This window comes from Pseudomonas sp. PDM24 (assembly GCF_019218905.1).
Taxonomy (GTDB): domain Bacteria; phylum Pseudomonadota; class Gammaproteobacteria; order Pseudomonadales; family Pseudomonadaceae; genus Aquipseudomonas.
The window spans coordinates 1,383,416-1,394,468 of record NZ_JAHUWR010000001.1; the positions used below are offsets into that span (position 1 = coordinate 1,383,416).

An 11,053-nucleotide genomic window follows, 5' to 3' on the forward strand; every position below is an offset into this window, starting at 1 on the left:
AAGGCGTCGGGACAGTCACCCAGGATTTCAGCCAAAAAAAGGGGGCGATCCATCAACGGTCGCCCCTTTTTTCGTCCTGCATTTACCCCGTCAAGCCACATCCACCAACACAATCTCACTGTCCTCAATCGCGATCACGCGCAACACCTGCTCATCGACAATCGCAACCCCGTCTCGAGCTTGTGCACGCAAACCATTGACTTCAATGACCCCAGTGGCTGGAACCAGATAAGCCCGACGGCCGCTGTCCAGGTGATACTCCGCAGACTCCCCGGCCTTCAGATTCGCCGCCACCAAGCGCGCATCGGCGCGAATGTGCAGGCTTTGATCGTCGCCGGCCTTGCCGCTGGCCAGGGTCACAAAACCTTCGCGCTCGCCTTTGGGGAATGGCTTGGCACCCCACGACGGTGCCGAACCGGCTTCGTTGGGGATGATCCAGATCTGAAAGATCCGGGTTTCGGTCTCTTCCAGGTTGTACTCACTGTGAGCGATTCCGGTGCCGGCACTCATGACCTGAACATCGCCCGCTTCGGTGCGGCCCTTGTTGCCGAGATTGTCCTGGTGGGTAATCGCGCCTTCACGAACATAGGTGATGATTTCCATGTCCCGGTGTGGGTGTTGCGGGAACCCGGTTCCGGGGGCAATCACATCATCGTTCCATACCCGCAGGTTGCCCCAGTTCATGCGTTTGGGGTCGTAGTACTCGGCGAACGAAAAGTGGTGATGGGCATCCAACCAGCCATGGTGCGCGCCACCCAGCGAGTTGAAGGGTCTGAGTTCAAGCATGATCGTCTCCTGAAAAGGTTCGTCATGGGGCAGAGCGCCTGAGCCACAGACGAGAACCGGTGGTTGATGGCGAGCATGATCTATCAGGCACCCATCGATAAAAAGCGTAAAAAATGCCTCAATGCAATCGAATTAGTTGATATCAAATAACCTCGAAACATTCTCATCCAGCCTTCACTTCATCGCATAAGCCGATGACCTGTAAGCATTTCACTAGAACTCAGCGGCAAATGCAGACACCATAGCCCTCAACAGCCTCACACCCTGGAGTCCGTCCGCGTGCCGCAACACACCCCCGATCTTCCTCCCGAACTTCGCCCTTTGGCTGAGATGCCTTTGTTCAAGCGCCTGGCCGCCCGGTTCTTTGGCCACGGCCTTACCCGCCTGCGCGCGCAACACCGTGCATCCTGGCTGCACGGCCAAGCTGACGGTTTTCGCAGCGGTCACAGCGCTGGCGTGGAGTACGGCTATAAAGAAGGCAAACTCGAGGGGCTGGAGGAAGGTCGGCAGGTTCTGTTGATTCGCGACTCACGCTCAACCGAGCATCGACCGCCCAACGTCGATGACAATCTGTTTGACGATTGGCGGCTGCCATTGAGTGCTGAGCTGAAGAAGCGCATGAAGGCCGACGTGGCGCGGCTGTTGCCCGCGCATGCCCAGCCGAGCGCTGCCCAATGGAAGATGATTTTCAGCGACACTCCGTCGACCTCGGTGATCGCCGGGGCGGGGGCGGGCAAATCGACTACCCTGGTGCTGCGAATTCTGCTGCTCAGCCATTACCTGGGGTTTGAATTAAGCTCGATGACCGTGGTGACCTTCACCCGCGAATCGCGCAAGGACTTCATCAATAAGCTGATCGAACTGTTTGCAGTCTGGGGCCGGGGAATCAGCCTTAAAGACGCGCGTGATCTGGTGCGCACGTTCCATTCGCGCATCCTGCCGATGGTTCGCAGCCTGCCGGGTTTCGAGCGGCTGCAAGCGTTCGAAAACCTCAGTCACCGCGTGCAAGGCGGCGATGAGGAGGTCGACAGCAACCCCTTCGACCTGCGCATCAACGATGCCCAGCGCCAGCAACTCAACGCCTGCTATCACAGCCTGCACACCCGCGATGAGCGTTTTCGCGAATTGATCAAGCCTTTGTCTCGTCATGCCTTGCAGCTCAAGGAGCTGGAGCGTGATCACCCGGACGTGCAGAAGCGCATGGCGGTGACTGAACTCGCCGCCAAGCGCGATGAAGAACTGTGCGACACAATCGAAGACCTATGGTTTCGCGCCGGCGCCTGGCCGATCAAGGGCATCGAGCCGAATCGTCAGACCTTCGATATCAACGGTTCGACCTTTCATTGTCACGGCTACATTCCGACGCTGGACGCCTGGGTGGTGCTGGGTTTCGATCCCCGGGAAAATCCCCAGGTCAGCCGTCCAAATGCCAAACTTTCAGTGCGCGCAGAATGGGCGGTAAAGCGCACCCTGTTTCAAGCTTTCTGCCGTAAGCCTTTGATATGGCTAGATAGTTATGAATCTTCAAAGCGTGTTTTGGCATCCCTTGCCGGGGACGCCAGCGCTGGGCCAGGCTTCGATTACAAGGTCAAGGGCGAGCTCGGCTCCGCGCCGTTGCTGGACTGTTTTGTTGCGGCGGCCGGGTTTATTGAAAACCTCGGCCTGGATGTGCCGAATGCCGTGGGCCAGATGAGTTTCGCCAAGGATGACCCGGACCGGTTCTTCTTCGAGGCCTTGAGCCTGTTCTGGCGGGCGCTGGAAGATCATCTGCTGGATCAATCGCCGCCGGTGATGACCTACAACCGGATGTTCGCCTTGTTCAGTGAACATTCACCGGAGAATCTCAAGCTGCTGAGCGATGAGCTGCTCAGGCCCATGTCGCACTTGATGATCGACGAGTTTCAGGACGTATCACCGCAGATCGTTTCGTGGATTCGCGCCAGCCTGGCGGAGATCCGCAGTCGCGGACCGGCCATGCATGTGGGGCGCGGCGCGCAACGTTCGTCATTGCTTTGTGTCGGTGATGACTGGCAGTCCATCTATGGCTGGCGCGGCAGTTCGCCGACTTACTTCATGGAGTTCAACAAGGAATTCCCGTCGCCGAGCACGACCAAAGTGATGCTCAGTGACAACTACCGTAGCCATCAGCACATCATCGACGCGGCGGAGCATATTGTCCGCGCGGCACCAGCGATTGCCGGCAAGAAGGCCAAGGCCAGCGGTGAGCCCAAGGCGCTGCTGCCGGTGAATGTTCTCGACCGGGATGACCAAGGCTTGGCCCAGCGCCTGATCGAGCACTATAGAAAGGGCGATTCAATCTTGATGCTTTATCGAAAAAGCAGCGATAAGTCATTGATTGAAGAGCATATTCAGTCTGTAGTTAATGTGGATTCGAGCTTGCCGTACGACGCTCGACGGCTCAAACAACTGACCTATCACAGCGCCAAGGGCCTGCAGGCTGATGCGGTATTTCTGCTGGGCGATTGCCAGCACCTGACCAGTTCACCCTACAAGAACCAGGTCTATCGCATGGCCGGACTCGGCAAGGCCGGCGACAGCGAAGCTTACGACAGTGCACAGAAAGACGAGATCTTGCGGCTGGCCTACGTGGGCATCACTCGGGCCGTGAGCCATTGCTACTGGTATGTCGATGGCCAGGATACCTCGGCTGCGAATATGCCCAAGGCCTCCGACCGGATTGGCAAGGGTAAGGCGTTCTTCGCTGATCACCGTCAGGGAAAAGTGTCTGCCTGACCATTCAGAGAGTCTTGAGCAGAAAACCTGTGGCGAGGGAGCTTGCTCCCGCTTGAGTGCGTAGCACTCACAAAAAAATGGGCGCTTGTCGAATTTTTGGGGCCGCTACGCGACCCAGCGCGAGCAAGCTCGCTCGCCACAAAGGCAGGCATGGCTGAAGAGGTACCGACTGGCTGCGAAAAGTTGCGGGGGGCGCAATCCCGGCCTATGGTCCAAAGCGAGGCTTTGCTTGCGACTGGCGCGCAATGATTCGCCGCAGGTCGCTGTCCATCCAGTGCGGATACATGCAGCGAGGTGACGACATGCCGAATGACTCCCGTCCCGCCGTGCTCGAACTGATCGGCAATACGCCGCTGGTGCGTATCAGCCGCTTCGATACCGGCCCATGCACACTGTTTCTCAAACTCGAATCACAGAACCCCGGCGGTTCGATCAAGGACCGCATCGGCCTGGCGATGATCGACACCGCCGAGCGCGATGGTCGCCTGCGCCCCGGTGGCACCATCGTCGAGGCCACCGCCGGCAACACCGGCCTGGGCCTTGCCCTGGTCGGCCGGGCCAAGGGTTATCGGGTGGTGCTGGTGGTGCCGGACAAGATGTCCACCGAGAAGGTGCTGCACCTCAAGGCGATGGGCGCCGAAGTGCACATCACCCGCTCCGACGTCGGCAAGGGCCATCCCGATTATTACCAGGATGTCGCTGCGCGGTTGGCGCAGGACATTCCCGACGCCTTCTTCGCCGATCAATTCAACAACCCGGCCAACCCGCTGGCCCATGAGTGCAGTACCGCTCCGGAGATCTGGGCGCAGACTCAGCATGATGTGGATGCCATCGTTGTCGGCGTCGGTTCGGCCGGCACGTTGACCGGGCTGACCCGTTTCTTTCAGCGCGTACAACCGAATCTGGAAATGGTGTTGGCCGATCCGGTCGGCTCGGTGATGGCCGAATACAGCCGCAGCGGCACCCTGGGAACGCCCGGTTCCTGGGCGGTGGAGGGCATTGGCGAAGATTTCATTCCGTCGATTGCCGACCTGTCCAGCGTGCGTAAGGCTTATTCGATCAGCGACGAGGAAAGCTTCGATCATGCCCGCCAACTGCTGCGCGCCGAAGGCATTCTCGGCGGCTCTTCGACCGGTACATTGCTCGCTGCGGCACTGCGTTACTGCCGCGAGCAAACCGAGCCGAAGCGGGTGGTCAGTTTCGTCTGCGACACCGGCACCCGCTACCTGTCGAAGGTCTACAACGACCAGTGGATGAACGACCAAGGGCTGCTTGCGCGCAAGCGCTACGGCGATTTGCGTGATCTGATTGCGCGGCGTTTCGAGGATGGCCGGGTGGTCAGCGTGGGGCCGGACGACACCTTGCTCACGGCGTTCCAGCGCATGCGCCTGGCGGATGTATCGCAACTGCCGGTGCTGGTGGATGGGCAGCGGCTGGTCGGGGTCATCGACGAGTCCGACATTCTGTTTGGCGTGCACGAAGACGCTACGCACTTTCGCATGACCGTGACCAGCGCGATGACCGACAAGCTCGAAACCCTGCCTCCCGGCGCCAGTCTTGCTGAGCTGGAGGCGGTGCTCGATCGTGGGTTGGTGGCGATCATCGCCGACACTACGGGCTTCCACGGCCTGATTACTCGCGTCGACATGCTCAATCACTTGCGGAGATCCCTTGCATGAGTCAGCACGATGAAACCGCCAAACCACGTGCCTTCGCCACCCGTGTGATCCATGCCGGACAGACACCGGACCCTTCCACCGGGGCGCTGATGCCGCCGATCTACGCCAACTCCACCTATCTGCAACAGAGCCCCGGTGTGCATAAGGGTTTCGATTACGGGCGTTCGCACAATCCGACGCGCTTCGCCTTGGAGCGTTGCGTGGCGGACCTCGAGGGCGGCACTCGGGCCTTCGCCTTCGCTTCCGGGCTGGCGGCGATCGCCAACGTGCTCGAACTGCTCGACGTCGGCGCCCATATCGTCTCCGGCAATGACCTGTACGGCGGTACATTCCGGCTGTTCGACAAGGTGCGACGGCGCAGTGCCGGGCATCGTTTCAGTTTTGTCGATCTGACCGATCTGGCGGCCTTCGAAGCGGCGCTGCAGGACGACACGCGGATGGTCTGGGTCGAGACGCCGAGCAATCCTTTACTGAGCCTCACGGATCTCGCCGCCGTCGCGCGTATCTGTCGTCAGCGAGGCATCATCTGTGTGGCCGACAATACCTTCGCCAGCCCGTGGATACAGCGGCCGTTGGAGTTGGGTTTCGATATCGTGCTGCACTCGACGACCAAGTACCTGAACGGTCACTCCGACGTGATCGGCGGCATCGCCGTAGTTGGGCAAAACGCAGAGCTGGCCGAGCGGCTGGGTTTTCTGCAGAACGCGGTGGGGGCTATCGCCGGGCCGTTCGACGCTTTTCTCACATTACGCGGCGTGAAGACCTTGGCATTGCGCATGGAACGCCACTGCAGCAACGCGCTGGAGCTGGCGCAATGGCTGGAGCGTCAGCCGCAGGTGGCGCGCGTTTACTATCCGGGCCTGCCATCGCACCCACAGCACGAACTGGCGCGGCGGCAGATGCGAGGATTCGGCGGCATGATTTCCCTCGATCTGAACTGCGACCTGGCGGGTGCCAGGCGTTTCCTTGAGAGTGTGCAGATATTCGCCCTGGCCGAGAGCCTGGGCGGGGTGGAAAGCCTGATCGAGCACCCGGCGATCATGACCCATGCCAGCATCCCCGTCGAAACCCGGGCACAACTCGGCATCGGCGATGCGCTGGTGCGTTTGTCGGTGGGGGTTGAGGATGTCGAAGACCTGCGTGCCGATCTGGCTCAGGCGCTGTTGAAGGTCGGTTAAACACTATCCATGTGGGAGCGGGCTTGCTCGCGAAGAGGGAGTGTCAGTAAACATTGATACTGCCTGACACACCGCATTCGCGAGCAAGCCCGCTCCCACATGTTTTGTGAAACGCTGGTCGTTCAGGCATAACTCCTGAGCGCCTGCGGAGGAATGAACGCCTCCAGCTCATCTTCCACAGCTTCAATGATTCGTTCTACGTCCGCCGCATTCATGACCGTTGCGCAAGGAATGCCGGCAATGGCGATCATGGTTTCACCACTGGCGCGGTCGAACAGCCGCGCAACCATACTGCCCGGCGCATCCATGGTCGCTTCGAAACCCATGGGATGAAAATGCCAGCGCATCAGCTGGCAGGCATTTGGAAAAGTGACTTTGCTGAAGGAACCTTTATTCATGTGTTGCCCACCTTAATCATCGAGCGCTTCCTTTAGCTCATGTTAGGAGGGAAGAACCTTCAATGGCTCAACCGGTGACTGTCTTTAAAAGTAGCATCCAGATGTGAAAGTCATGTGGATTTTTTCAGTCCGTTTAGCGATTGGTTCATTTTCTTTTGACGCAGATCACGAGACACCGATTTTGTGGCGAAAGGCCAATATTGGCGGGGGCATTCCACGGGGGCCATTGAAGCCTGGCGAGAACTTCGGCAAGCTCGGTTTTTTCTCGTCGAGTCTTTTACGCACGCCGATGATGGCCCGTTGCAAACCAGGCCACTGATGCGTTACCACCTGCGCTGGAAACACCGGGATCTGGACAGACCCGCGCCCCAGGATCGACACCATCGAAGTTTTGAGCAGCGGAGTCTTGCATGTCGGCGTGGCGCACGATCAGTTTGTGGATGGATCAACTTGAGGAGCCATTGCTGGCACGCCCGGCACTGGAGCAGGATCTGGACGTCGATGTGGCCATCATTGGTGCCGGTTACACCGGGCTCTGGACCGCGTATTACCTCAAACGCCTGGCGCCGGAGCTGAACATTGCCATCGTCGAAGCAAGCATCGCGGGTTTTGGTGCTTCGGGCCGAAACGGTGGCTGGTTGATGGGCAACCTGCTGGGCGAAGATCGCTTGCTCGCCGATTTACCGGCCGAACAACGGCGCGCCTCTTTCGAACTGCTGCACGGCATCCCCGATGAAGTAGAGATCGTCATCGAACGAGAAGGCATCGACTGCGATTATCGCAAAGGCGGGGTGCTTTACTGTGCTGCGCGCTATCCAGAGCAGGAAGCCAGCCTGCGTCATTATCTGGACACGCTCTACCGCCAGGGGCTGACCGAAAGCGACTATCGCTGGCTCAGTCCCGAGCAATTGGCGCAACAGATCAGAGTTGCCAAACCTTATGGCGGTATCTATGCACCGCACGTCGCAACCATTCACCCTGCAAAGTTGGTCCGAGGTCTGGCACGGACGGTGGGGCGCATGGGGGTCAACATCTATGAGAACAGCCCGGTCATTCAATGGCAGTCAGGCAGTTTGCGCACGGCCAAGGCTCAGGTTCGCAGTCGCTGGATCGTGCCGGCGGTAGAAGGGTATGCGGCCACATTGCCACCGTTGGACCGTTATCAGTTGCCGGTGCAGAGTTTGCTGGTGGCGACCGAACCGCTGTCTGCGGCGACCTGGGATGAAATCGGCCTCAGCCACGGTCAGGCCTTTAGTGAAAGCAGCCGACAAGTCACTTATGGCCAGCGCACGGCGGATAACCGCTTGGTATTTGGCGCCCGTGGTGGCTATCAATTTGCCGGCAAGTTGCGCCATGACTTCGACTTGACCGCCAGCGAAATAGAGTTGCGTCGCTACCTGTTCAGCGAACTTTTTCCGCAGCTCAAGAACGTCCGAATTACCCATGCCTGGGGCGGCAACCTGGGTATGTCCCGGCGCTTCAAGCCGCACATGCTCTGCGATCAGGCCAGCGGCATCGCCTTGTCCGGCGGTTATGGCGGGGAGGGCGTCGGTGCCAGCAACCTCGGCGGGCGGACGCTGGCCGACCTGATTCTTCCGCGCGACACCGATTTGGTCCGCCAGCCGTGGGTCATTGCTCAGGGTGGTCTCGACGCGCTCAAAGCCTGGGAGCCCGAGCCCTGCCGCTGGTTGGGCTACAACGCGATCATCCGCAGCTTCGTCCACGAAGACCAGACCCTGGCCAACCCGACTACCGCGCCCTGGCGTCGAAAACTGGCCAGCCGGGTCGCGGAGTTCATGGAAGGGTTCATGCACTGAGCGGGGCAACGGCAGGCCACAACTACAACTAACCGATCGTTTAATTTAGTTGATGGCAATCCACTGGCACTTATATTAATAAATCCGAAAAAGTGAGAACTCATCTACAGAAAAACAACTTACTCATATTTAATATTTAGATAGCAGATTGTCGGACAATCCGGCCAAAATCTTCAACTACAAACTATATTTCGACAGCGCACGCACTGTTTACTGGAGTTCGCCGGAACCACTCAATTTGACGTCAAAAAAAATGTAGACGTTTGATTTCGAATTGTGTCAGTTTTTATACGCCTTCATTGGGCGAGTGATAGGACGATCTCGCCAGAGATTGTCGTATCGGACAAAAACTGTTCCATTGCTAAACAAGGAAGTGTGTTTATGTCGAAAGTAAAAGACAACGCTATTGATCTTGCCGAACAGGCCTTTGCGCCATTGCAAGCGCTGGCTGCACCCAGTTCCGCCTACAACCAGATCGATAGTTTCAGCCATCAGTATGATCGGGGTGGCAATCTCACGGTCAATGGCAAACCCTCCTTCTCCGTCGACGAGGCTGCTACCCAGCTGCTGCGCGACGGCGCTGCCTACCAGGACAAGGACGGCAGCGGCAAAATCGAACTCACCTACACGTTCCTGACCTCGGCCTCGTCAAGCACCATGAACAAGCACGGTATCACCGGGTTCAGTCAGTTCAGCGCGCAACAGAAAGCACAGGCCGCACTCGCCATGCAATCATGGGCCGACGTGGCCAATGTCACCTTCACCGAGAAGTCCTTCGGCGGTGACGGTCACATGACCTTCGGTAACTACAGTGGTGGTCAGGATGGCGCCGCAGCATTCGCCTACCTGCCTGGCACCGGTGCGGGTTATGACGGTACGTCGTGGTATCTGACGGGGGGTGGTTATAACGTCAACAAGACGCCGGACCTGAACAACTACGGCCGTCAGACCCTGACCCACGAAATTGGTCACACCCTGGGCCTCGCTCACCCTGGCGACTACAACGCTGGTGAAGGCGCACCTACTTACAATGACGCGACCTACGGCGAAGACACCCGCGGTTACAGCGTCATGAGTTACTGGAGCGAGAGCAATACCGACCAGAACTTCAGCAAGGGCGGTGTGGAAGCCTATGCGTCCGGCCCGCTGATGGACGATATCGCCGCCATTCAGAAACTCTACGGTGCCAACACTACCACCCGTACCGGTGATACCACCTACGGCTTCAACTCCAACGCCGGTCGCGACTTCCTGAGCGCGTCTTCGTCGTCGGACAAAGTCGTGTTCTCGGTCTGGGATGCGGGCGGCAAGGACACCCTGGATTTCTCCGGTTTTACCCAAAACCAGAAGATCAACCTAAATGAAGCCTCGTTCTCCGATGTTGGCGGCATGGTGGGCAACGTGTCCATTGCCAAGGGCGTCACCGTCGAAAACGCGATTGGCGGTTCGGGTAGCGACCTGCTGATCGGCAACAGCGTGGCCAACGAACTGAAGGGCGGTGCCGGCAACGACATCCTCTTCGGCGCGGGCGGTTCGGACAAACTGTGGGGCGGTTCGGGTTCGGACACTTTTGTGTTCGCGGCCAGCAGCGACTCCAAGCCAGGTGCGGTCGACCAGATCCTCGATTTTGTCAGTGGCCTGGACAAGATCGACCTGACCGGCATCACTAACGGCGCGGGCCTGCATTTCGTGAACTCGTTCACCGGTGCGGCAGGCGATGCAGTGTTGACCACTTCGGGCGGTAACAGCCTGTTGTCGGTGGACTTCTCCGGGCACGGCGTGGCTGACTTCCTGGTCAGCACCGTTGGCCAGGCGGCGTTCTCGGACATCGTGGCCTGATTCAAGGCAAAAAGGAGGGCGGCGCTTGACGCGCCGCTCTCTGTCCCTTGAACGGCAAGTGTTATGAGTAAGGCTACAACCCAGAGTAAAACGCCCTATGATCCAGAACGCTTTTACCTACAAAGCAACCGCGTGGCTGTTGGCGACGCTGATGATGTTTCTTGGAGAGGTAGCCATGGCAAACAGTCTGAAATTAGCCGACCCGTCGGAACTCGCCGGGAAATGGCGGGCTACCTTGAACACCGCGCAAGACTCGCCCGAGTCCCAGGCGCTGCAGGACAAACCGTCGAATGTTTGCATGATCGAGCTCAATTTGAACCAGACCCTGGGTGACGGTGCCGACTGCCTCGGCGCCTGGCTGAACGAGTCGGCGATTGGCTGGTTCCCGGAACCGGATGGCATTGCCGTGACCGGTAAAGAAGGCTCAAGAATTGTGTTTTTCAGCCGACAGCGTGAGGGGCTTTATAAAAGTACCTTGAATTCAGGTCTGATCATTACGCTCGAGCGCACTGCGCATTAAGTGAAAAATGTCGGACAGGCACCAGGCGCTGAATATAAAGCTTGTTATTGCCGTTATAAGCAGCCGATCAATGACAGGAATT

General features: G+C 58.6%; 8 protein-coding genes and 1 pseudogene. 7 read left to right on the forward strand and 2 right to left on the reverse strand.

All coding sequences use genetic code 11. The annotated features are described in order from the left end of the window. Nucleotides 1-90 precede the first annotated feature (90 nt). Complete coding sequence (locus KW837_RS06285) at nt 91-786, reverse strand: pirin family protein (protein ID WP_218394910.1); 696 nt, start codon at nt 784-786, stop codon at nt 91-93. A 279-nt stretch (nt 787-1,065) separates the two neighbouring features. On the opposite strand from KW837_RS06285, the gene KW837_RS06290 reads away from it, so the two are divergent. The 3 genes from KW837_RS06290 to KW837_RS06300 all read left to right on the forward strand — a co-directional run bounded on the left by KW837_RS06290 (nt 1,066) and on the right by KW837_RS06300 (nt 6,397). Further along, the gene (locus KW837_RS06290; RefSeq protein ID WP_218394911.1) at nt 1,066-3,540 is read left to right on the forward strand and encodes a UvrD-helicase domain-containing protein; all 2,475 of its coding nucleotides are present in this window, start codon (nt 1,066-1,068) and stop codon (nt 3,538-3,540) included. 302 nt (nt 3,541-3,842) lie between these two features. After that, nucleotides 3,843-5,219, forward strand: coding sequence for a cystathionine beta-synthase (locus tag KW837_RS06295; protein ID WP_218394912.1), 1,377 nt, complete (start codon nt 3,843-3,845; stop codon nt 5,217-5,219). Beyond that, on the forward strand, nt 5,216-6,397 hold the full coding sequence (locus tag KW837_RS06300; RefSeq protein ID WP_218394913.1) for a cystathionine gamma-synthase: 1,182 nt from the start codon (nt 5,216-5,218) through the stop codon (nt 6,395-6,397). The genes KW837_RS06295 and KW837_RS06300 overlap by 4 nt, the downstream gene beginning before the upstream one ends. Before the next feature lie 122 nt (nt 6,398-6,519). Here the strand turns inward: KW837_RS06300 and KW837_RS06305 are convergent, their stop codons facing one another. After that, nucleotides 6,520-6,795 carry a DUF1652 domain-containing protein gene (locus tag KW837_RS06305; RefSeq protein WP_123494656.1) on the reverse strand — a complete coding sequence of 92 codons (276 nt, stop codon included), beginning with the start codon at nt 6,793-6,795 and terminating at the stop codon, nt 6,520-6,522. A gap of 225 nt (nt 6,796-7,020) precedes the next feature. On the opposite strand from KW837_RS06305, the pseudogene KW837_RS29010 reads away from it, so the two are divergent. The 4 genes and pseudogenes from KW837_RS29010 to KW837_RS06320 form a co-directional block, all read left to right on the forward strand. After that, nucleotides 7,021-7,152 (forward strand): annotated as a pseudogene (locus KW837_RS29010) (DUF4440 domain-containing protein); the annotation flags it as partial. A 53-nt stretch (nt 7,153-7,205) separates the two neighbouring features. Further along, the gene (locus KW837_RS06310; protein WP_218394914.1) at nt 7,206-8,612 is read left to right on the forward strand and encodes an FAD-binding oxidoreductase; all 1,407 of its coding nucleotides are present in this window, start codon (nt 7,206-7,208) and stop codon (nt 8,610-8,612) included. Between the two features lie 381 nt (nt 8,613-8,993). Continuing rightward, nucleotides 8,994-10,451 carry a serralysin family metalloprotease gene (locus KW837_RS06315; protein ID WP_218394915.1) on the forward strand — a complete coding sequence of 486 codons (1,458 nt, stop codon included), beginning with the start codon at nt 8,994-8,996 and terminating at the stop codon, nt 10,449-10,451. Nucleotides 10,452-10,548: 97 nt separating this feature from the next. Beyond that, nucleotides 10,549-10,971, forward strand: coding sequence for an AprI/Inh family metalloprotease inhibitor (locus KW837_RS06320; RefSeq protein WP_218394916.1), 423 nt, complete (start codon nt 10,549-10,551; stop codon nt 10,969-10,971). The last annotated feature ends 82 nt before the right edge of the window (nt 10,972-11,053 follow it).

Bases quoted from the DNA above. Each gene is read 5' to 3' on its own strand.
- KW837_RS06285 (WP_218394910.1), bottom strand. From the start codon at position 786: ATGCTTGAACTCAGACCCTTCAACTCGCTGGGTGGCGCGCACCATGGC.
- KW837_RS06310 (WP_218394914.1), top strand. From the start codon at position 7,206: ATGTCGGCGTGGCGCACGATCAGTTTGTGGATGGATCAACTTGAGGAG.
- KW837_RS06300 (WP_218394913.1), top strand. From the start codon at position 5,216: ATGAGTCAGCACGATGAAACCGCCAAACCACGTGCCTTCGCCACCCGT.
- KW837_RS06315 (WP_218394915.1), top strand. From the start codon at position 8,994: ATGTCGAAAGTAAAAGACAACGCTATTGATCTTGCCGAACAGGCCTTT.
- KW837_RS06320 (WP_218394916.1), top strand. From the start codon at position 10,549: ATGATCCAGAACGCTTTTACCTACAAAGCAACCGCGTGGCTGTTGGCG.
- KW837_RS06295 (WP_218394912.1), top strand. From the start codon at position 3,843: ATGCCGAATGACTCCCGTCCCGCCGTGCTCGAACTGATCGGCAATACG.
- KW837_RS06305 (WP_123494656.1), bottom strand. From the start codon at position 6,795: ATGAATAAAGGTTCCTTCAGCAAAGTCACTTTTCCAAATGCCTGCCAG.